General features: G+C 64.4%; 18 protein-coding genes. 11 read left to right on the top strand and 7 right to left on the bottom strand.

Going from position 1 to position 20,472, the window contains the following annotated elements:
* The first annotated feature begins 5 nt into the window (after window positions 1-5).
* Window positions 6-1,070, top strand: coding sequence for a glycosyltransferase family 4 protein (locus tag I2488_RS01405; protein ID WP_214652140.1), 1,065 nt, complete (start codon window positions 6-8; stop codon window positions 1,068-1,070).
* Window positions 1,070-2,140, top strand: coding sequence for an EpsG family protein (locus I2488_RS01400; protein WP_196274017.1), 1,071 nt, complete (start codon window positions 1,070-1,072; stop codon window positions 2,138-2,140). The genes I2488_RS01405 and I2488_RS01400 overlap by 1 nt, the downstream gene beginning before the upstream one ends.
* A 222-nt stretch (window positions 2,141-2,362) precedes the next feature.
* On the opposite strand, the gene I2488_RS01395 is transcribed toward I2488_RS01400, so the two are convergent.
* Both I2488_RS01395 and I2488_RS01390 read right to left on the bottom strand, forming a co-directional pair.
* Window positions 2,363-3,634, bottom strand: coding sequence for an aminotransferase class III-fold pyridoxal phosphate-dependent enzyme (locus I2488_RS01395; RefSeq protein ID WP_196274016.1), 1,272 nt, complete (start codon window positions 3,632-3,634; stop codon window positions 2,363-2,365).
* 41 nt (window positions 3,635-3,675) lie between these two features.
* Window positions 3,676-4,350 (bottom strand): TetR/AcrR family transcriptional regulator, encoded by a 675-nt coding sequence (locus tag I2488_RS01390; protein WP_196274015.1) that lies wholly within the window; start codon window positions 4,348-4,350, stop codon window positions 3,676-3,678.
* Window positions 4,351-4,583: 233 nt separating this feature from the next.
* Between I2488_RS01390 and I2488_RS01385 the strand changes: the two genes are divergently transcribed.
* Together I2488_RS01385 and I2488_RS01380 are read left to right on the top strand one after the other, a co-directional pair.
* Window positions 4,584-6,788 (top strand): TonB-dependent receptor, encoded by a 2,205-nt coding sequence (locus tag I2488_RS01385; protein WP_246465401.1) that lies wholly within the window; start codon window positions 4,584-4,586, stop codon window positions 6,786-6,788.
* Between the two features lie 40 nt (window positions 6,789-6,828).
* Window positions 6,829-8,556, top strand: a complete 1,728-nt coding sequence (locus tag I2488_RS01380) for a flavin-containing monooxygenase (RefSeq protein ID WP_196274013.1) — start codon at window positions 6,829-6,831, stop codon at window positions 8,554-8,556.
* On the opposite strand, the gene I2488_RS01375 is transcribed toward I2488_RS01380, so the two are convergent.
* Both I2488_RS01375 and I2488_RS01370 read right to left on the bottom strand, forming a co-directional pair.
* Window positions 8,553-9,674: a hypothetical protein gene (locus I2488_RS01375; protein ID WP_196274012.1), complete on the bottom strand. Its 1,122-nt coding sequence runs from the start codon at window positions 9,672-9,674 to the stop codon at window positions 8,553-8,555. The two genes, I2488_RS01380 and I2488_RS01375, sit on opposite strands and share 4 nt — an antisense overlap.
* Before the next feature lie 11 nt (window positions 9,675-9,685).
* Window positions 9,686-11,017, bottom strand: a complete 1,332-nt coding sequence (locus tag I2488_RS01370; RefSeq protein ID WP_196274011.1) for an FAD-dependent oxidoreductase — start codon at window positions 11,015-11,017, stop codon at window positions 9,686-9,688.
* A 260-nt stretch (window positions 11,018-11,277) separates the two neighbouring features.
* Here I2488_RS01370 and I2488_RS01365 point away from each other — a divergent pair, with 260 nt between their 5' ends.
* The 7 genes from I2488_RS01365 (at window position 11,278) to I2488_RS01335 (ending at window position 17,563) form a co-directional block, all read left to right on the top strand.
* Window positions 11,278-12,507 (top strand): amidohydrolase family protein, encoded by a 1,230-nt coding sequence (locus I2488_RS01365; RefSeq protein ID WP_196274010.1) that lies wholly within the window; start codon window positions 11,278-11,280, stop codon window positions 12,505-12,507.
* Window positions 12,508-12,515: 8 nt separating this feature from the next.
* Window positions 12,516-14,012 (top strand): bifunctional 3-(3-hydroxy-phenyl)propionate/3-hydroxycinnamic acid hydroxylase, encoded by a 1,497-nt coding sequence (locus tag I2488_RS01360; protein WP_196274252.1) that lies wholly within the window; start codon window positions 12,516-12,518, stop codon window positions 14,010-14,012.
* Window positions 14,009-14,437, top strand: a complete 429-nt coding sequence (locus tag I2488_RS01355; RefSeq protein WP_196274009.1) for a GlcG/HbpS family heme-binding protein — start codon at window positions 14,009-14,011, stop codon at window positions 14,435-14,437. Before I2488_RS01360 ends, I2488_RS01355 begins: the two co-directional genes overlap by 4 nt.
* A complete protein-coding gene (locus I2488_RS01350) occupies window positions 14,434-15,336 on the top strand; it encodes a VOC family protein (protein ID WP_196274008.1) in 903 nt (300 codons plus the stop codon). The genes I2488_RS01355 and I2488_RS01350 overlap by 4 nt, the downstream gene beginning before the upstream one ends.
* Window positions 15,337-15,431: 95 nt before the next feature.
* Window positions 15,432-16,265, top strand: coding sequence for a fumarylacetoacetate hydrolase family protein (locus I2488_RS01345; RefSeq protein ID WP_196274251.1), 834 nt, complete (start codon window positions 15,432-15,434; stop codon window positions 16,263-16,265).
* 7 nt (window positions 16,266-16,272) lie between these two features.
* Complete coding sequence (locus tag I2488_RS01340) at window positions 16,273-16,722, top strand: hypothetical protein (RefSeq protein ID WP_196274007.1); 450 nt, start codon at window positions 16,273-16,275, stop codon at window positions 16,720-16,722.
* Between the two features lies 1 nt (window position 16,723).
* On the top strand, window positions 16,724-17,563 hold the full coding sequence (locus I2488_RS01335) for an alpha/beta hydrolase (RefSeq protein WP_196274006.1): 840 nt from the start codon (window positions 16,724-16,726) through the stop codon (window positions 17,561-17,563).
* Here I2488_RS01335 and trhO read toward each other — a convergent pair.
* From trhO to maiA, 3 genes are all read right to left on the bottom strand, one after another.
* Window positions 17,550-18,482: an oxygen-dependent tRNA uridine(34) hydroxylase TrhO gene (trhO, locus tag I2488_RS01330; protein ID WP_196274005.1), complete on the bottom strand. Its 933-nt coding sequence runs from the start codon at window positions 18,480-18,482 to the stop codon at window positions 17,550-17,552. The genes I2488_RS01335 and trhO overlap by 14 nt on opposite strands.
* 38 nt (window positions 18,483-18,520) lie before the next feature.
* A complete protein-coding gene (locus I2488_RS01325) occupies window positions 18,521-19,705 on the bottom strand; it encodes an acyl-CoA dehydrogenase (protein WP_196274004.1) in 1,185 nt (394 codons plus the stop codon).
* A gap of 74 nt (window positions 19,706-19,779) precedes the next feature.
* Entirely contained in the window at window positions 19,780-20,445 is a 666-nt protein-coding gene (maiA, locus tag I2488_RS01320) for a maleylacetoacetate isomerase (protein WP_196274003.1), read from the bottom strand.
* Window positions 20,446-20,472: the final 27 nt, after the last annotated feature.

Raw genomic sequence — 20,472 nt, 5'->3', positions numbered from 1 at the left:
TCATGATGACCCGCTACGACCGGATGGGTGCCTCGAGCAGACTTCGCATGATTCAATATGGCGATGCATTGCGATCGCAGGGCATCGAACATTCGCTCGCGCCGTTCTTCGATCAGACCTACCTTGAACGTCGGTACGCCGGTCGATCGATTCTGCGCCCGACCATCGGCGCGTATGCGCGGCGCGTTTCACAGCTGCGAAGCGCTTGCAAGTACGACGTTATGTGGCTTGAAAAGGAAGCTCTGCCCTGGCTGACCTGGGCCGTTGAACGAGCGCTGCTTTCGAAGAGTGTACCACTCGTCATCGATTACGATGATGCTGTGTTCCATAACTATGACCAGCATCGTTCCTCGACGGTCCGACGGCTTCTTGGGGCAAAGCTTGACCGGCTGATCGGTTCGGCCGAACTGATAACCGTCGGGAACCGTTATCTGGCCGAGCGGGCCAAAGCCGCCGGAGCGCGCCGGATCGAGATTGTTCCGACCGTGGTCGATCTTGATGCCTACGCGCCACGGCCAGCGCATATCCTGCCGCGGACGTTGTCAGTAGGCTGGATCGGCACACCGAGTACATGGACCGAATACATTGCACCGATAATGCCGCTACTGAGCGAGGTTGCCGAGGCTCATGGGGCGAGGATCGCCGCAGTCGGCGCTGGGCGGGCGGCGGTCGCGCACCCGCTGCTGGACAATCTGCCCTGGACCGAAGACTCGGAGGTGGCGCGCATTCAGGCGATGGATATAGGCATCATGCCGTTGACCGATACGCCTTGGGCGCGGGGGAAGTGTGGTTACAAGTTGATCCAGTACATGGCTTGTGGCTTGCCGGTCGTCGCTTCACCCGTTGGCGTAAATGCGGAGATCGTCGAACACGGGGTCAACGGGTTTCTCGCGTCTACCGAAGAGGAGTGGACAGCAGCGCTGCGGACGCTGCTGAGTGATCCTTCCTTGCGAGCCCGGATGGGGGATGAGGGGCGGCGCAAAGTCGAACGGCACTATTCCCTCCGCGTCTGGGGGCCACAGGTCGCACGGATGTTGCGCGAAGTGGCCAGTCAAGGAAGGGGTGACTGATGCTCTACGTTGCCCTGATAACTGTCCTGTTCATGCTGCGATATGCGCTCGCAGGGCGCGGCATGGCCCGGGTGCAGATCTACTATCCGGTACTCTTAGGCCTGTTCCTGTTCTCGGCCTTTCGATATCAGGTTGGTTGCGACTGGTCTGGATACTACTACCAGTACGTGGGAGCCGCCAACTTCGACTGGTCCAGCCTGACCCGAATCCAGGAACCGATATGGTGGGCGATCCTTGCCTGGATTAACGAATCCGGTTTTCCCTACCCGGTCGCCAACATCGCCTCGAGCGCGGTATTCTTTGTCGGCATTCACATTCTGGCCCGTAGACAGCCTGACCCGCTGGGCTTTCTCGTGCTGCTCTTCCCGATCCTGATCATCAACATGCCGATGTCCGGAATTCGCCAAGGTGCGGCCATCGGACTGATCTGCATCGCATTCACGGCATTCACCGACCGACGACCGCTGCGTTTTGCACTCTGGGTTGTGCTTGCCGCCGGCTTTCATACCAGCGCTCTCGTCTTCATGTTGCTGTTGCCCCTCGCGACAGGGCGCTACACGCGCGGAAGATTGATCCTCGCAGCGCTCCTGGCACTTCCCGGTGTCTATTTCCAAATGGCGAGCGAGGCCTTCGATGTAGCGACCAGCCGTTACATCGACACCGGCATCGATGCGGTGGGAGCGGCTTTCCGGGTATCGATCCTGGGTCTTTCCGCGCTCTACTTCCTTCTCTTTGCGCGCAAGGAATGGCCGCTGGCCTGGCCAAAAGACTACAGCCTGGCAAGCATTGGCGCGATCGGGATGGCGCTTGCCTGCCTGCTGGTTCCGGTCTCGACCGTGATCGGAGACAGGTTCGGCTACTATCTCATTCCAGTCCAGGCCATGATCTTCGCCCGCATTCCCTATCTGGCCATCCGCAAGAATGCTGGGCTGCATTCTGCCTTTCCATATCTGGGCTTGTTCCTCGTGTTTGTAGTCTGGTCACAGGTTTCGTGGCATTTCGAACAATGCTACGTTCCTTACCAGACTTGGATTTTCGGATTTCCCGGCGGTGACTCGGTCGGGTTCTGACTTGGAGTTCGGCGGCCTGCCGAAGTCCGGAAGCGGCGGCGCGGCCCACGGGCTGCGCGCGCATCATTTGTGACAGACGATGAGCTCGTCTTGCATCCAGAGCCATCCGGCATTCCCTTAATTTAACATAATGTATATTATTGAAATAGGCGTCGTGGATTGGGCGGACTCCACCTCTCGCGACCGCCCCTTGTTCCTGTGGAGATCCAGCCCTGTGTGCAGTCAATGAGCGCCGAGCATCAGCATCAGCAGCGGATGGGGCTGAAGCGCGGCGACGGATTTGCGCACGTGCGCCAGCGCTCCATCTGCCGCTTCAAGCAGCAGGTCGATGTCGGCTTCGGTCATCGCCGCGTTGAGGAACATGTTGTGCCAGGGGTGGACGTAAACCCCGCGTTCAAGCATGGCTTCGGCCCAGGCGAAACCGATGCGGAAATCGGGGTCTTCATCGAACAGGATCTGCGGCATCTGCACCGGCCCCGTCTGTCGCAGACTGAAGCCATGCCTTGCGGCGACCGGCTCCAGACCCTCACGCAACTTCGTGCCAAGCGCGACCATGTGCTCGAGGTAATCGCTCTCGCGCAGGATGCGCAGCGTCTCGATTGCGGCGGCCATGGGCACCGCCGAGAACCAGAAGCTGCCGGTCGCATAGATCGCCTCAGCGCCGACGCGGCAACTGTCCGATCCCAGAAGCGCCGAGATCGGGTGGCCATTGGCGAAGGACTTGCCCCAGCTGGAGAGGTCTGGGCGCACGCCGACCAGTTCCCAGCTGCAATCGCGCACCAGCCGGAAGCCGGCGCGCACGTCGTCGACGATCAACTTCGCCCCGGTCGCGTCGCAAAGTTCACGTGCCAGACGGGCATAAGCGGGGTCGGGCAGGGTCTGGTCCTGGAAGGCATCGTGCTTGAACGGCGAGGCAAAGATTGCCGCCAGATCATCTCCCGCCTCGGCCACCGCCGCTTCAAGGCTGGAAATGTCGTTCCACGCATACTTAGAGATGAATGCACGCTCCTCGGGCACGATGCCGCCGGGCATCGGTGTGCACCATGGAGCGGCACCATGATAGGCCCCGTCGGCCACGAGGATGCGGCGCTTGCCGGTCTGCGCGCGGGCGACTGTCATCGCCATTGTCGTGGCATCGGTGCCGTTCTTGCAGACCATGGCCCAGTCGGCGTGGCTGACCATGCTCACCAGCGTCTCGCTCAGTTCGACCAGCACTGCCCCCGGACCGGTCATCGTGTCGCCCAGCGCCAGCTGCCGCGTTGCAGCAGCGTCAACCCGCTCGTCGCCATAGCCCAGCAGGTTCGGACCATACGCGCACATCATGTCGAGATAACGGTTGCCGTCGACGTCCCAGATATAGGCACCCTTGGCCTTGCTGAAGAACTGCGGGAACGAAGCCGGCAGGAGGTGCGTCGCCTCGTGGCCGAACATGCCGTTGGGAATGACTTTCACGGCCCGTTCACGCAGGGCAAGGTCGTTGGGCTTGGCGCTCATCGTCTGGTTTCCTCGAATGGGAGACAGGGTGGAATTGTGCTTCAGGCCGCCTTGTTGTCGTGCCTCCGTGCCAGGTATTCGGGCAGGAAGGTGCGCGTGTAGGCCTCTCGAGCCCGCCTCGCCTGCTCCTCGTAGGCGTCCGTGATCGTATCGTGGCGGTGGACGGAGAGGGCCCAGAGCGCATCGTTGATCACCAGCAGTTCGGTGAATCGCTCGACCAGTTCAGGCAGGTCGGGAAAGACGAAGTGGTGCTGCAGTTCGGCAAGGCTGCGCAACGCCACTTGCCGGTCGATCTCCAGATCGCGGGCGCGGATCGCCGCGGACAGGCCCGAGCCCAGCAGCAACCGCCGCGCGGCGGCGTGGCGATTGTAGTAATCGCGCCCTTCGCTGAATCGCAGCGACATCAGCTCCTGCCAGCTGCGGAACTCGCCGGGTGGAGGACTGTCGAAGGCAGCGACAAAACGCAGATGGATGCGTTCGGACAAGGCAATGAAGACCTGACCGGAATCCGAAAAGAAATGATAGATCGAGGGCGGCGTTATGCCGGCCTCTTCGGCCAGGGTGTAGATGCTGATCTCTGCAGGCTCGAGCCGTTCGAGCAGAACCTCTGCCGCATCGAGAATCGCTTCGAACCGCTGTTCGCTGCGCTTTTGGCGCGGCCGACGAATGAGTTGCTTGCGACCGGCGGGAGGGGCGGAAGAGGGTGTTCGAGCCATGTCGCAATCATATCGCATGACCGCAGCCGCGCAACCTGTTTTGACGGATATTCGGATTTTTATCCATTTTTGGCCTTGACCATAACCGACGAAGAAGGAACAACGTCCCGGACGGGCAGGAACCGGCCAGAGAAGCCGCTTGCCCTTGCATCAGGGAGAATCGGGTAATGGTCAGCTCTGCGCTTCATCGGTCCGTCATTGCCGCGCTTGCGGCATCCACCTGTCTTGCTGCCTTGCCCCAGGTTGCGCGGGCCCAGTCCTCTGAAAAGCCCGCTGACGAAGGCATCGGCCAGATCGTCGTCACCGCTCAGCGTCGCCAGCAGAACGTGCAGGACGTACCCATTGCAATTACCGCCGTTTCGGGCGACCAGCTGCGCGAAAGCGGGGTGCGCGATCCGCGCGACCTGACCCTGCTTGTCCCCAGCCTGTCGATGCAGGCTGGCACCGCCGCTTCCACCACCTCTCTGTTCATCCGCGGCGTCGGCATCGGCGATTTCAACTCTAACACCACCGGCGCGGTCGGCGTCTATGTTGACGACGTTTTCCTGGGGGCCAATGCGGGCAAGCTGTTCAACGTCTTCGACAGTGACGGCATCGAAGTGCTCAAGGGCCCGCAGGGCACGCTCTATGGTCGCAACACCACCGCAGGCGCGATCCGCTTCTCCTCGCGCAAGCCTTCCGACACGCTCAGCGGCGATGTTTCGGCGCTCTATGGCCGGTTCGACGAAGTACGTCTCGAAGGCGGCATCGGTGGACCTATTGCCGGCGACGTGCTCAAGGCCCGCGTCTCGGGGCTCTACCACCGCAACGATGGCACGACCTTCAACCGCGTGACCGGGAACCGCGTCAACAACATCGACCTGTGGGCCGCCCGCGCCATCGTCGACTTTACGCCGGGACCGGACACGCTGGTCCGCCTCTCCGTGCACGGCGGGCGCAACAGCGGAGGTGCGCGCCAGTTCCAGCACCGCGGCCAGGGCATCGATTTCTTTGGCGACCCCGCATTCCTTCCCAATGGCACGCCGACCGATGGCCTCGGCTATGCCGATACCGATGGTGATCCCTGGGCGGGCGACTACGACGTTGAGGGCAAGGAGCGGATCGACGTGTTCGGCGCCTCGCTCACCGGGCAGTTCACCTTTGGCGGCGTGCAGTTGACGTCGATAACCGCCTACGAGCAGGTCAACCGCGCCACGCTGGAGGACACCGACGCCAGCCCCAACCAGGTGATCACCGCCTACTACGAAGATCGCCCGCGCCAGTTCAGCCAGGAGTTGCGCCTGCAGTCGGTCGGTGAGAACGCTCTGAACTGGATCGTCGGCGGGTTCTACTTCCACGATACGCTCAAGACCGACAGCAGCTTCGACCTGCTGCGGGCCCTGCGCGATCCCTCGGCGCCGCTGGGCGGGTTCGATCCTGTCAACTCGCTCGGCCTGCTGCGCTATCCCTATACCCAGAAGACCGACAGCTACGCCCTCTTCGGCCAGGCGGACTACAAGCTGACCGACGAGCTTACCGCGACGCTCGGCCTGCGCTATTCGCACGATCGCATCGGCATGAAGTTCGCCAGTCTGTTCGATGCGCTCGGCACCGTCGTTCCGCGCAAGGCCTATTCCGACGTGGTCGTGCCCCTGCTCGATTTTGACCGGCGGCAGAGCTTCAACGATCTCAGCTGGCGCGCCGCGCTCAACTACAAGACCGGCGACACCCTGCTCTTCGCCTCGTTCTCGAAGGGCTACAACAGCGGCGGCTTTGCTGGCGGCGCGTCCACCGATCCACTCCAGCTTGCCCCGTTCCGCTCCGAGAAGCTCTACGCCTGGGAGGCCGGGATCAAGACCGACCTGCTCGACCGCCACCTGCGCTTCAATGCCTCGGCCTTCTATTACGACTACCGCGACCTGCAGGTGTTCATCTTCGACCTGTCCGGCCCCGTTCCGGTCCAGCGCAAGCTTAACGCCGGCAACGCGCGGATCTACGGGCTGGAAGCGGAAGTGACCGCGCGGCCGGTGCGCAACCTCGAACTGTTCACCGCGATCACGGTGATGGACAGCGAATACAAGAACTTCGCGGCGCTAGGCGGGACGAATTATTCTGGCAACCGACTGGTCAATGCCCCCAACTTCGCGGGCTCCGCCGGCATTCGCCTGACCGTGCCGCTCGCCAACGGAAGCGAAGTGCGGGCGAATGTCGATGGCACCTACACGTCCTCGATCTTCCTGTTCCCGGACAATGCGCCAAGCAACAAGGTCGCTGGCTATGGCCTGCTCAATGGCCGCCTCGCATGGGCCGCGCCGAACAATCGCTACGAGATTGCACTGTGGGGCAAGAACCTGACGAACAAGGCCTATGTCACTGCCATCGCGCCAGTTATCACGCAGGACCAGATAAACTACAACGAACCGCGTACTTACGGCATCCAGCTCAGCGCCCATTTCTGAGTGCCTGACCGGATAAGCCCACCCGCATTGGAGGATCGCCTTGACTGACGTTACCGGTTGGCTCGCCAGCCTTGATGCAGCATTGCTTGCCGGCGATGGCGATGCCGTCGCCAACCTGTTCAACCCCGCGGGCCTGTGGCGCGATTTCCTGGCTTTCGACTGGACGCTGGCAACGTACGAAGGCAGCGCCGACATCGCCGCCTTCGTCGCAGCTCGTGCCGCTGCCGTTATGCCACGCAACTGGACGACAGAAGCGGCCTCCGGTGCCAGCGAAGGCTTCATCGCCTTCGAGACCGCAACCGGGCCGTGCAAGGGCTATGTCCGCCTAGCAGACGGCAAGGCCGTGTCGCTCTTCACCATGCTGGCCGACATCGCAGGCCACGAATTCCCGGTCGGCAAGCGGCGGACCAGCGGCGTGGTCGAAGATCCCGACGGTCGCAACTGGCAGGACCTGCTCGCCGACGAGCGCGCTGCGATGGGCACCGCCGAACAGCCATACGTCCTTGTCGTCGGCGCAGGCCAGGCGGGCCTTGCCATCGGCGCCGCGCTGCGCCTGCTCGGCGTGCCCCACCTGCTGATCGACAAGCACCCTCGCGTCGGCGACCAATGGCGCTCGCGCTACAAGTCACTGACCTTGCACGATCCGGTGTGGTACGATCACATGCCGTTCCTGCCGTTCCCCGAGCACTGGCCGATCTACACCCCCAAGGACAAGATGGGCGACTGGCTGGAGCTCTATGCCCAGGCCATGGAACTCAACGTCTGGACCCGGACCGAACTGCTTTCGGCCCGCCATGACGAGGCCACCGGTAAGTGGACCGCTCGCGTCCGCCGCGATGGCCGCGAAATCGAGCTTGCACCTGCCCATCTCGTCATGGCGCTCGGCAATGCCGGCTTCGCGCGCGTGCCCATGTTCGAAGGGCAGGACAGCTTCACCGGCCAGCAGTACCATTCAAGCGAGCATCCCGGCGGCGAGGGCCTTGCGGGCAAGCGCGTGGTGGTGGTCGGCGCCAACAACAGCGCGCACGACATCTGCGCCGATCTCGTCGCCCACGGCGCGCACCCGGTGATGATTCAGCGCTCCTCCACCCACATCGTGCGCCAGTCGACGATGACGGACATGATGCTCAAGCCCGTCTATTCGCAGGAAGCATTGGAGGCAGGCATCACTACCGAGCGGGCCGACCTGATCGCCCAGTCGGTGCCCATCCGCCTTCAGGAAATTGGCAGCCGCCAGGCCTGGGACGCGATCCGCAAGCTTGAGGCCCCGTTCTACGAACGCCTCGAACAAGCCGGCTTCAAGCTCGATTTCGCCGAGGACGGAGCCGGGATCGCTGGCAAGTACCTGCGCTCGGCCTCGGGCTACTACATCGACGTCGGCGCATCGGAAATGATCGCCGATGGCCGCATCGCCCTGCGTTCGGGCAAGGAGATCGCGCGGATCGTGCCCGATGGCGTGGTGCTCGAGGATGGCGAGCACCTGCCCGCCGATGTGATCGTCTATGCCACCGGCTTCGGCGCGATGGAGGAATGGGTCTCGCGCCTGATCGGGGAGGACGTTGCGACACGCGTCGGCCGCTGCTGGGGCTATGGCTCGGGCTTCAAGGGCGATCCGGGTCCGTGGGAGGGTGAGCTGCGCAACATGTGGAAGCCCACCGCGCAGCGCGGCTTGTGGTTCATGGGCGGAAACCTTGCTCAGGTGCGCTTCTACTGCCGCCTGCTCGGCCTTCAACTCAAGGCGCGGTTCGAAGGCATCGTCGCGAGCTAACGCCTCTCGCGCAAGCCCAGCGCGACGCCGACTGCCAGCAGTGCCATGGCGACCAGCACGCAACTGGTCGCCAGCACTACGTCAAGCCCGCGCGCAGCCATGACCTCGCCAACCGCCGTCGGCAGGATCGCAGCACCCGCCAACTGCGCCGAAGCGCCATAGGGCAAGCTTCGCCGCGCCGGGTCGACCTCCAGCAGCAGGCCCGATAGCGCCGGCGTGCCGATCATCCAGGCCAGCCCGAATCCGATCATCAGCGTCCACCCGGCAGGTCCTTGAGGACCCGTCATCAGCAACGCGCCAATGGCTGCGCAAATGGCCACACCGCTGACCATGACCTGCACGCTGCTGCGCCGGTGCGTGCCCAGCGCCACCGCACAAAGCGCCCCCGCGATCTGCCCGACAAGCGCTGCGGTCAGCCGCGCTGACACATCCTGCGCAGGCAGGCCCGCCACCTCCAGCCACACGCCAAGGTAAGCCCAGATCCCGATCGCTCCACCGAGGAATAGGGCCGAGGCAATCAGCGCGGCCCATCCGGCCGGCGGCGGTGGTCCCGGTCGCTCCTCCCCGGCCGTGACATCGAGCCTCGCCGGGACCATGAAAAGCAACGGCAGCACCAGCAGCGAAACTCCGGCCAGGGCGGCCTGCACCGCCTGCGTCGATGCGGTGGGTGCCAGCAGGGTGACCCCCTGCAGGATCGCGTACTGACTCGTCGCCTGGAAGAAGAGGAACAGTCCGCTGGCGGCATTGACGTTGGCCTGCCGCGCGATCTGCGCCGCCGCTATAGCCACGATCATGCCGCCCCCAAACCCGGCCAGCGCTCGCCATGCGAACAGTGCCAGTCCCACCGGCAGCAGGTTGCCGAGCAGCAGCAGCGCCAGACCGCCCAGCCCGACGAATTGCGCACGATACCGCCCGAGCAGGTTGATCCCGGCCACGCTGCCCGACGCGATGGAACTGATCTCCACCGCCGCCAAAGTGCCGAGCCGCCCTTCCGGGATCAGCCCTTCATGGACATAGCCGCCGTAAAGCAGCGGCTGTACGCCGAGGACAAGCAGTCCCGCCGCCCCCACGACCAGCGCCGGGAGGATGGAGCGGTTCCCCGCAGTCGCACCGCTCATCGCTTCCCCTTTCAGAACCGCCCTGCCGCCAGTTCGGCGTCGACCTTGTTGTCGATCCGGTCGAGAAAATGGGTGATGCCCTTGACCACCAGCCAGCGCAACGGCTCCGGCGGCAAGGGGATCAGGCGGCGGCGGAACAGTTCCACCTCGGCATTCGCCCTGCCCAGCACCTGATCGGACAGCATTGTTCCGGCATAGGTCGCCTGCGCAATTCCATGGCCGTTGTAACCCATTGCGTGAAACACCGTGCCGCGCGCGTTTCTGCCGTGAAGCGGCAGGAAATCGAGCGTCAGGCCGATCCACCCGCCCCAGAAGGATTCTATCTTCACGTCCGGAATCTCCGGGAAGCGCCGCGCGAAAACCTCACGCCATTGCGCAAAGACTTCCGGCAGGTAACCGGTCGTCAGCTTGCTACCATAGCCGTACTGGACGAACTTTGACCCGCCCGAGATGCGCCCGTCGGCCTGCGGGCGATAGTTCTCCATCGCCTCGTGCGCGGTGTAGAGCGCCTCACCCCCTTCCCAGCCGATACGCCGCCACTGCTCATCGGTCAGGACTTGCGTGCGGAACAGGGTGACGCGCACCGGGAAGACCTTGCTGCGCATCCGACCGAGCGTGGCCGGGGTATAGGCATTGGTCGCCAGCACCAGCTTCTCGGCAGTCACCGATCCGCTGGCGGTGTGCACCGTGACCGGCGATCCGGTATCCTCGATCCGTGTGACCGCGCTGTCCTCGAAGATGCGCACGCCTGCCGTGATCGCCGCCTGACGCATCGCCATCACGTACTTGCCGGGGTGGAGGTGCCCGCCCGCCTGCTCGATCACCCCGAAGCGCACGTGCGAGGGCAGGTTGCGCCGCCGCACTTCGGCCTCGTCAAGGAAGGCAACGCCCACGCCCAGTCGCGAGGCCAGGTCCGCACCTTCGGCCAGCGGCTTGCGATGGCGCGGATGGAGCCCGGTGATGATGTTCCCGGTCGGCCGGTACTCGCAGTCCACGCCAAGTTTTTCGATCATGCCCTCGGTGTAGTGGACCGCCCGGTCGGCAAAGCGTGCATACTCCACCGCGCGGTCCTTTCCCACGTACTTGACCAATGTCGGGAAATCCTTGCCAATGGTCGGAGTGAGGTGTCCGGCGTTGCGACCACTCGCGCCCATCCCGCAGAAGTCCTTCTCGACCAGCGCGACATCGACTCCTGCCTCGCGCAGGCACAAGGCGGTGCTGAGCCCGGTGAAGCCGCCGCCGATGATCACCACGTCGGCTTTCACCGCCCCTTGCAGAGCGGGCTGCGTGTCGGCGGGCCGCTCGATCCACTGGCTGGTCTCGAGAAATTCGGGATAGGCCACGCCACGACTCCTCAGACCGGCTTTTTCGGATAATTATTCCTTTTTTGAAGACAACAGCACCTCGTGTCAATGCGGCTGCCGGAAAAACGGGATTTTTATCGGCTTGCAATTTCGGAACTCTCACACCCGGGCATGCAGGCGTCCAGAAGCACCGGATGAAAGCCGAGCCATAGCCCTGGCTTATGCTTATATTGTGGATCAATACTTTTCCTGAGAGTATGTGGTCGCTACTCCCACTTTTGGAACGTGGGAGAACTACCGTGACGACGCTCATCCGGAATGTACGGATATTCGATGGAGAACAGAGCCTTGCGGGCTTTTTCTCGGTGCTTGTCGAGGATGGTCGCATCGCCGCTGTCGTCGAATCGGCGGCTGCCCCGGATGCTACGGACGCGGACGTGGTGATCGAAGGTGCCGGGCGCACGCTGATGCCCGGCATGGTCGAAGCTCATGCCCACCTTACCTGGGGCTCCTCGGTCGAGAAGATCTACCACCAGTTCATCCTTCCGCCCGACGAATTGAAGATTGCCGCATGGCGCAACGCGCGGGTCTTGCTCGACCATGGCTTTACCAGCGCCTATTCGGCCGGAGCACTCGGTGACGGCATCGAGGTGGAACTGGCGCGGGCTATCGACGCCGGCGAGACGCCGGGGCCGCGTCTGGTGCCTTCGACACTGGAACGCAGCCCTGAGGGTGCCGAAGGCGTCGAAACGGGCGACGTGTTCAACGGGCGCGGCCCCGAGGCCATCCGCAAGTTCGTCGCCTATTGCAAGGAACAGGGCATCGGCTCGCTCAAACTGGTGGTTTCGGGCGAGGATGCCTTGAAGCCCGGCAGTGCGCAGGACGTGCTCTATACCGACGAGGAGATGGAAGCGGCAGGCAAGGCCGCGCGCGAGGCTGGCCTGTGGATTGCCACCCATGCCTATTACCCCAAGGCCATCGAACTGGCGCTCAAGGCTGGAGCGCGGATCATCTACCACGCCTCCTATGCCGACGAAGCGGCGGCCGACGCGATGATCGCGGCCAAGGATACGACGTTCTACGCCCCCTCGCCCGGCGTCTCGATCGCCGCGCTGGAAGCCACGCCGCCCCCGCACATCGACATGAGCCACATGAAGAAGAGTGCGGCCGAGCGGATGGAACTGGAAAGCAAGCTGGTTCCGGCATTGAAGGCGCGCGGCATGCGCATCCTGATCGGCGGCGACTATGGCTTCCCGTTCAATCCCAACGGCCGCAACGCGCGCGACCTGCAGATCTTCGTCGATCACTTCGGCTACACGCCGAGCGAGGCGCTGAACGCCGCGACCGCGCTTGGCGGCGAACTGATGGACCTGAAAGTCGGACGGGTGAAGGAGGGCTGGCTGGCCGACCTGCTGCTCGTCGACGGCGATCCGACGCAGGACGTCTCGATCCTGCAGGACAAGGACAGGCTCGCCATGATCATGAAGGACGGCGCTCTCTACAAGGCGCCTGCCGAGGTTGCCGCCTGATGTCGACGATGTTCGACGTCGCCGTGATTGGTTGCGGCCCGGTGGGAGCAATGGCTGCCAACCTCTTGGGAAGGCAGGGTCTTTCGGTGATCGTGCTCGAGAAGGAAACCGAGCACTACCCCCTGCCCCGCGCGGTCCATCTCGACCACGAGATGATGCGCCTGTTCCAGAGCACCGGGGTGATCGACCGGGTCGAGCCGGACATGGTGGCGACCGACGGGCACCTGCACGTGGGCGCTGACCATGGCGTGATCCGCTACATGGGCACGGTCGGCAAGCCGCGTCCGTTCGGGTGGGCCAACGACTACTTCTTCTACCAGCCCGAGTTCGAGGCGCATCTGCGTGCGGCCTTTGCCGACAATGGCCGCATTGGTCTGGTGCTGGGGGCCGACTTCTCCTCGCTTTCGCAAGATGATGACGGAGTGACGGTGACTTACGCGCAGGACGGCGCGCAGCGCAGCCTGACCGCGCGCTGGGTGATTGCCGCCGATGGCTCGCGCAGCCCGGTGCGCAAGGCGCTGGGCGTCAAGCTCGACGATCTCGATTTCGAGGAGCCGTGGCTCGTGGTCGATGCCGAAGTCGAAGGGCCGGTGACCTTCCCCGACCTGACCGGCGTACCCGAAGGTGCCGATCTGCAGCGCTTGTCGGTGATGATGTGCGATCCTGCCCGCCCCGCCACGGTGGTGCCCGGCCGTCGCAACCATCGCCGCTGGGAATTCATGCTGCTGCCACATGAAGACGATGCCGAGATGATGCGCGAGGAGAACGTCGCGGCACTGGTCGGCGCGTGGATGAAAGACGTCCCGCACAAGATCGTGCGCGCTGCAACCTACCGCTTCCATGGACTGGTGGCGGAGCAGTGGCAGGTCGGTCGGGTGTTCCTGGCAGGCGATGCCGCGCACCAGACCCCTCCGTTCTTCGGCCAGGGTATGTGCCATGGCCTGCGCGATGTGGCGAACCTTGCCTGGAAGATGGCGGCCATCGTCAACGACGGTGCAGACGAAGCCATCCTGACGACGTACCAGCCCGAGCGCGATCCGCACGTGCGCGGCGTGATTGGCGCAGCGGTGGCAGCGGGGCGGTACATTTGCGAGCTCGATCCGGCCAAGGCCGCAGAGCGTGACGCATCGATCCGCGCGCAATCGGCGCAGAAGCAGGGCGAGACGGCAGCGGACCTGATCCCGGCTATCGCGACCGGTTTCGTGGCGCAGGGCACGCCTGCAGCGGGCCAGCGCTTCATCCAACCCATCCTTACCGATGGCCGCAAGCTCGATGACCTCGTCGGGCAAGGATGGCGGCTGTTCGTGCGGGACAATGGGCCTGAGGGCGCGATTACCGCGAGCGAGCTTCCCGACAATGGGGCGGTCCAGCAATGGCTCGACGCGCGCGAGGTTGAGGCCGTGCTGGTCCGTCCGGACCACTACGTGTTCGGCACTGGATCTGCGGCCGAACTGCTCGCCCTGCGCGATGCGATGTTGCGTCAGAAGCTGGAGATTGCGGCATGAGCCTGTCCCTTGCAGCAGCCCAGACCATCACCACCGCCGCACTGGCCGAGGCCCGGGCGCGCAAAGCCAAGCCGCTCGCGGTGATCGTGCTCGACGCCGGTGGACACCCCGTCGCTTTCGCGCGTGAGGACGGCGCAAGCCTGTTCCGCCACGATATCGCCCGCGCCAAGGCGATGGGTGCGCTTGGCATGGGCGACGATACCCGCGTGCTGGCAGAACGCGCCAAGGGTAACGCCGCCTTCTTCCAGAGCGTGAGCGTGGTCGTGGGCGGTAACATCGCCTTTTCGCCCGGCGGCGTGCTGATCCGCGAGGCTGGCACGATTATCGGTGCCGTGGGCATCAGTGGCGATACCGGCGAGTGCGACGAGCTTTGCGCCTTTGCCGGTCTGAAGGCTGCAGGCTTGGATCCGGAGAACAGCAAGTGAAGTTGAGAAGCATCGAACTGGCCCTGCCCGATCCCGCTGGGGCTGCGGCGTGGATGGTCGACGTTTGGGGTCTCTATCCCGCCGAGGTTCGGGGGCAGACGCACTACCTGCGTGGTACGGGGACGATGCCCTACCTCGTCGCGTTCGAGCAATCGGATGCCGAGTTCGTCCGCTCGACCACCTTCACCTGCTCCGATGCCGAACTCGCCGCGATCAAGGCGCGCGTGGCCGACAAGGGCTGGGCGGCAAAGCCAGTGACCTCGACCGATCCGGGCGAGGGCGCAGGCCTGCTGGTCGAACTGCCCGAAGGCACACTCCTGCGCTTTCTGGCCGGGTCGACCGAGGTCGAGACCATCGAAGGCTTCTCGAAGGCCAGCAAGCGGGTGTCGCCAGTCAAGCTGACCCACGTGGTGTTCAACTCCGCCGATGCCGAACTGCTGGGCCATGCGGTGGAGGACGTGCTGGACTTCCGCGTGTCGGACCGGACCAAGGGCATGGTCTTCGTGCGCTGCAACGACAGTCACCATTCGACCGCCTTTGCCCGCGCCGGTTTTGCCAGCCTCAACCACGTTGCTTTCGAGATGGACGATCTCGACGCGGTGATGCGCGGCATTGGCTGGATGCGCGACAACGGCTTTGCGCCGGCCTGGGGTCCCGGTCGCCACGGTCCGGGCGACAACGTCTATGCCTATTACATCGCCCCGTTTGGCCCGGTTATCGAGTATTCGACGGCGGTCGAAAAGGTGCCAGAAGACTACCGCACCGGTGAGCCCGACGACTGGACCTGGCCCGAGCAGCGCATCGACCAGTGGGGCATCTCGGACAAGGACTTCGCAGGACTGCGCGTTGCCGAGGAACGCTTCCGTTGCCGCCGGGACTGGGAACCGGCACCACTTTGAACATCGACAGACGAGGTTTCGTCGGCGGCGCGGCCGCCCTTGCGCTGGCAGGATCGGCGGTGCAGGCACAAGGCGTCCTCAGGGGAGACAAGACCATGGCCCGTTACATCAGCTTCCGCCGTCCCGACGGCACTCCAAGCTTCGGTCGCCTCGACGGCGAGACCGTGCATGACCTCGGAGCGCAAGGCGCTGCGGCGTGGTTGAAGGACGCCGTCGCCGGTGATCTTTCCGCGCTGGCCACGACCGCGACCTATGGCTGCACCGAGGTCCGCCTGTTGCCGCTGATCCCAAATCCGAACAAGATCCTCTGCGTCGGCCTCAACTACGCCACCCATGTCGCCGAGACCGGGCGTGACCAGAAGGAATATCCGGCGATCTTCACCCGCTGGGCCGACAGCCTGATCGCCGATGGCGAGCCGCTGGTGCGCCCGCCCGAGACCACCCGCTTCGACTACGAAGGCGAACTCGCCGTCGTGATCGGCAAGGGCGGTCGTCGCATACCGCGCGAGAAGGCGCTGGAGCACGTCGCCGGGTACTCGGTGTTCAACGACGGTTCGGTGCGCGACTGGCAGCGCCACAACATCCAGTTCACGCCGGGCAAGAACTTCCCCGGCACTGGCGGCTTCGGCCCTGCCCTCGTGACGCCTGACGAATTGCCCGACATCGCCGAACAGCGCGTGCAGACCCGCATCAACGGCCAGCTCGTGCAGGACCAGCCCGTCTCCGACATGATCTGGGACGTGGCCTTCGTGATCGAATACTGCTCGACCTTCACCACGCTCGAACCCGGCGATGTCATTGCCACCGGCACGCCGGGCGGCGTCGGCGACAAGCGCAATCCGCCGCTCTACATGAAGGCCGGAGACGTGGCCGAGATCTCGATCGGCAAGGTCGGCACCCTCACCAATCCCGTCATCGACGAGGCCTGAGGGCAGCATGGACCTCGAACGCCTGATCCGGCGCGAGAGGCTGGCCAGCATGGGCATCAATGCCGTGCTGAGTGCAGCCTTCTTCCTCGGCGTGTTCGGGACCGAGGTCCGCCCCCTTGCCTTCGCCGCCCCCGACAATCTCGCCCGGGACTTCCTACCGCAGGGTGGCGTGATTGCCCTGATGGCGACGCTGGTGCCTGCCTTACTGGTGCGGAGGTCGCTGGGCGGCTCCGGGCGGAGCGTACCAACGACCCGGCAGATCCTTGGTCAGGCAGTCATTTCCATCGCGGGCGGCCTTGCGGTCTCCGCGTTGCTGATGCTTGCCTGCTTCTACGGGCCCGGCGACGGCATGGGCTGGACTAGTGCCTTTGCGATGAAGGTCGTGTTCGGCGGTCTGCTTGGGAGCCTTGTCACCGACCGATCGCTGCGCCGACTCTATCGCGTGGAGACCGCCTGAGATGCACCATCTTCCCGCCATTGCCTCGATGGGTACCGCGCTCGGCCCACAAGTGCTCGAGCAGGTCCGCGCCCTGTTCGATGCCGAGCAGCGTGCGCTTGCCGCCCGCGTGCCGGTGCTGATTGCCGATTGTGCCTATGGCCCGCACGAACGCCACCGGCTCGACCTCTATCGCACTGGCGAGGAGCGCAACCTCCCGGTAGTGCTGTTCGTCCACGGCGGCGGCTTCCGCCTTGGCGACAAGGGCGACAACGGTTCCTGGCAGAACGCCGCATTTGCCCGCACCATGGCCGAGGCCGGATTCCTTGGCGCGGTGATGAATTACCGCCTCCTGCCCGAGGCGCGCTGGCCCGAGGGTGGCGAGGACGTGGTGGCAGCGGTCGCGTGGCTGCAGGCGCATGTCGCCGACCATGGCGGGGACCCGGCTCGGATCTTCGTGATCGGGACTTCGGCAGGCGCGGTGCACATCGCCACGGCGCTGAAGTTGAAGCCTGACCTGCCGATCGCTGGAGCCGTGCTCCTCTCAGGGCTCTACGGCTACACCCCGCTCAATGTGAAGGACGAGCCGTATTGCGGTTCGAACGACGACTACGCCGACCGGATGCCGCGCGAGGCGGTGGCGGCAACTACCATCCCGCTTCTCCTGGCCTGCGCCCAGTTCGATCCGCCGCGCTTCCAGGCCGAGTTCCTCGGCCTGATGCACGAGAGGTTGCAGCGCCACGGCACCATGCCCCGCGCCGTTACCCTGTCAGGCCACAACCATTATTCGATGGCTATGCATATCGGCACGGCGGACCGCCGCCTGACCGACGAAATCATCAGCTTTATCAGGGCCTTGTAGCGCCGATGTGGCTCGTGCCGCGCGCGCGGGCGAGCTTTTCCTGACGGTCACGCTCGCGCGCGGAGGCTCGCTGTTCGTCGGTGCGTTCGTGGTAGCAATCCGCGCAGGACACGCCCTCCTCGTACAGCGGCGAGGCGCGGCCCTCGTCGTTGATCGGGCGGCGGCAGGCGCGGCACAGCACATGGGTGCCGAGCGCGAGGCCATGGCCCACCGTCACGCGCTCGTCGAACACGAAGCACTCACCGTGCCACAGGCTCTCCTCCTCTGGCACTTCCTCGAGATACTTCAGGATGCCGCCCTGGAGATGGTAGACGTCCTCGACGCCCTCGGCCTTGAGGAAGGCGGTCGACTTTTCGCAGCGGATGCCGCCGGTGCAGAACATGGCAACCTTGGGCGCCCTCCCCTCGCCCAGCAGGCGCTCACGCTCACGCCGGAACCAGTCGGGAAAGTCACGGAAGGTCGCGGTCTTGGGGTCGATCGCGCGTTCGAAGGTGCCGGCGGCCACTTCGTAATCATTGCGGGTGTCGATGACGATGGTGTCGGGATCGGCAATCAGTGCGTTCCAGTCCTGCGGCGCGACGTAGGTTCCGACGCTGGCGCGCGGATCGATCCCCTCGACCCCCATCGTCACGATCTCGCGCTTGATCCGCACTTTCATGCGGTAAAACGGCATTTCCGCCGCGTGCGAGTACTTGACCTCGGCTTCCGCGCAATCGGGCTGGGCGCGGATGAAATCGACGACGTGCGCGATGCCTTCGGCGCTGCCCGCGATGGTTCCGTTGATTCCCTCACCTGCTACGAGCAACGTGCCCTTGATGCCTTGTGCCTTGCACTGGCTTTCAAGCGCATCGCGCAGCGCGGCCGGATCGGCAACGGGGGTGAAGCGATAGAGCGCAGCGACGGTAATGGGCGAGTCCATGGCGCGCCCTTAGTCCAGACGCGCCAGGATCGCTACCGTCAGAACGCCGCGATGCCGGTAATCGCCCGACCGAGGATCAGCGCGTGAACATCGTGCGTGCCTTCGTAGGTGTTCACCGTTTCCAGATTCACCATATGGCGGATCACCTGGTATTCGCCGGAAATGCCGTTGCCGCCGTGCATGTCCCGGGCCATCCGCGCGATATCGAGCGCCTTGCCGACGTTGTTGCGCTTGACGATCGAGATCATCTCGGGCGCGAACTTCCCCGCGTCCATCAGGCGGCCGACCTGCAGCGAGGCATGGAGGCCCAGCGTGATCTCGGTCAGCATGTCGGCCAGCTTCTTCTGGTAGAGCTGCGTTCCCGCCAGCGGGCGGCCAAACTGGTGGCGATCAAGGCCGTACTGGCGCGCGGCGTGATAGCAGAACTCCGCCGCGCCCAGCGCACCCCACGAAATGCCATAACGGGCGCGGTTGAGGCAGCCGAACGGCCCTTTGAGGCCCTGCACGTTGGGCAGAAGCGCGTCTTCGGGCACGAACACATCGTCCATCACGATCATGCCGGTGATCGAGGCACGCAGCGAGACCTTGTTCTCGATCTTGGGCGCCGACAGGCCCTTCATGCCCTTTTCCAGCACGAAGCCGCGAATGCCGCCACCATGAGCCTCGCTCTTTGCCCAGACCACGAAGACATCGGCGATCGGCGCGTTGGAAATCCAGGTCTTGGCGCCGTTGATGACGTATCCGCCGTCAACCTTCTTCGCGACGGTGCGCATCCCGCCGGGGTCGGACCCGGCATCGGGCTCGGTCAGGCCGAAGCAGCCGATCCATTCACCGGTGGCGAGCTTGGGCAGGTACTTGCGGCGCTGTTCCTCGGAACCATACTCGTAGATCGGGAACATCACGAGGCTCGACTGCACGCTCATCATCGAGCGGTAGCCCGAATCGACACGCTCCACCTCGCGCGCGACGAGGCCATAGGACACATAACCCGCGCCCGCACAGCCATAGTCCTCGGGCAGCGTCACGCCGAGCAGGCCCTGCTCGCCCATTTCGCGGAAGATATCGGGATCGGTATGCTCGTTGGCAAAGGCGTCGATCACGCGCGGCGCCAGGCGGTCCTGCGCAAAGGCGCGGGCGGCATCACGGATCATCCGCTCGTCATCGCTCAGCAGGCCTTCCAGCCCGAGTGCGTCTTCCCAACTGAACGGAACCATGCCTGCCATCTTGAAGCTCTCCTTTGCGGCGGGTGATTGCACATGAAATCAGTTCAGTTCAACCGCCCAATTTGCCGCATCCCTCAGCCATCGGCATCCGCCTGCATCTCGGGCCGGGCCGCAGCGAATGCCGGCAAGGCATTGCAGGCTTGCTCGATCGCCGGAATCCGGCCGAAATCGAAGCGCGCGCCAAAGCGTCGGGCATTGCCCAACTGCGGCACCAGCAGCACGTCGGCCAGGGTAACCCGGTCACCGAAGCAGTATGGCCCGTCACAGTCGCGGACCAGCTCCGCACAGGCCGCAAGCCCGGTCTCGATCACTTCCGCGGCCCAGGCGTCGGTCGCCTGCTGGTCAAAGCCGCGCGCCTTGAGCATCTTGAGGACCTTGAGGTTCTGGATCGGGTGAATATCGCAGGCGACCACCTGCGCGAAGGCGCGGACCTGCGCCCTGCTGACAGCGTCTTGCGGCAGGAGAGCGGGTTCGGGATAGACCTCGTCAAGATATTCGATGATCGCCATGCTCTGCGTCAGCACTGCTCCGGCAACTTCGAGCGCAGGCACATAGCCTTGCGGGTTGAGCGAGACGTAATCGGCATGGCGTTGTTCCCCGCTGCGCAGATCGTGTGGCCGTGTCTCCCAGCCAAGGCCCTTCAGGCCAAGAGCGATCCGCACCCGCCAAGACGCGGTGGAACGCCAGTAGCCATGCAACACGAGAGGGGCAGTTCCTGCGTGGTCGACATCTTTTTCCATGGCTCTCAGCGTAGCCACAGCGGTTGC

The sequence above is a fragment of the Novosphingobium jiangmenense genome, from assembly GCF_015694345.1.
GTDB lineage: Bacteria > Pseudomonadota > Alphaproteobacteria > Sphingomonadales > Sphingomonadaceae > Novosphingobium > Novosphingobium jiangmenense.
Note: the sequence above shows the minus strand (reverse complement) of the source record. Positions and strands in the feature narration are given on the sequence as shown.

Excerpts from the sequence above, each read along its gene's own strand:
- I2488_RS01405 (WP_214652140.1), top strand. The coding sequence starts at position 6 with ATGACCCGCTACGACCGGATGGGTGCCTCGAGCAGACTTCGCATGATT.
- I2488_RS01400 (WP_196274017.1), top strand. The coding sequence starts at position 1,070 with ATGCTCTACGTTGCCCTGATAACTGTCCTGTTCATGCTGCGATATGCG.
- I2488_RS01395 (WP_196274016.1), bottom strand. The coding sequence starts at position 3,634 with ATGAGCGCCAAGCCCAACGACCTTGCCCTGCGTGAACGGGCCGTGAAA.
- I2488_RS01390 (WP_196274015.1), bottom strand. The coding sequence starts at position 4,350 with ATGGCTCGAACACCCTCTTCCGCCCCTCCCGCCGGTCGCAAGCAACTC.
- I2488_RS01375 (WP_196274012.1), bottom strand. The coding sequence starts at position 9,674 with ATGAGCGGTGCGACTGCGGGGAACCGCTCCATCCTCCCGGCGCTGGTC.
- I2488_RS01360 (WP_196274252.1), top strand. The coding sequence starts at position 12,516 with ATGTTCGACGTCGCCGTGATTGGTTGCGGCCCGGTGGGAGCAATGGCT.
- I2488_RS01355 (WP_196274009.1), top strand. The coding sequence starts at position 14,009 with ATGAGCCTGTCCCTTGCAGCAGCCCAGACCATCACCACCGCCGCACTG.
- I2488_RS01345 (WP_196274251.1), top strand. The coding sequence starts at position 15,432 with ATGGCCCGTTACATCAGCTTCCGCCGTCCCGACGGCACTCCAAGCTTC.
- I2488_RS01340 (WP_196274007.1), top strand. The coding sequence starts at position 16,273 with ATGGACCTCGAACGCCTGATCCGGCGCGAGAGGCTGGCCAGCATGGGC.
- I2488_RS01335 (WP_196274006.1), top strand. The coding sequence starts at position 16,724 with ATGCACCATCTTCCCGCCATTGCCTCGATGGGTACCGCGCTCGGCCCA.
- trhO (WP_196274005.1), bottom strand. The coding sequence starts at position 18,482 with ATGGACTCGCCCATTACCGTCGCTGCGCTCTATCGCTTCACCCCCGTT.
- I2488_RS01325 (WP_196274004.1), bottom strand. The coding sequence starts at position 19,705 with ATGGCAGGCATGGTTCCGTTCAGTTGGGAAGACGCACTCGGGCTGGAA.
- maiA (WP_196274003.1), bottom strand. The coding sequence starts at position 20,445 with ATGGAAAAAGATGTCGACCACGCAGGAACTGCCCCTCTCGTGTTGCAT.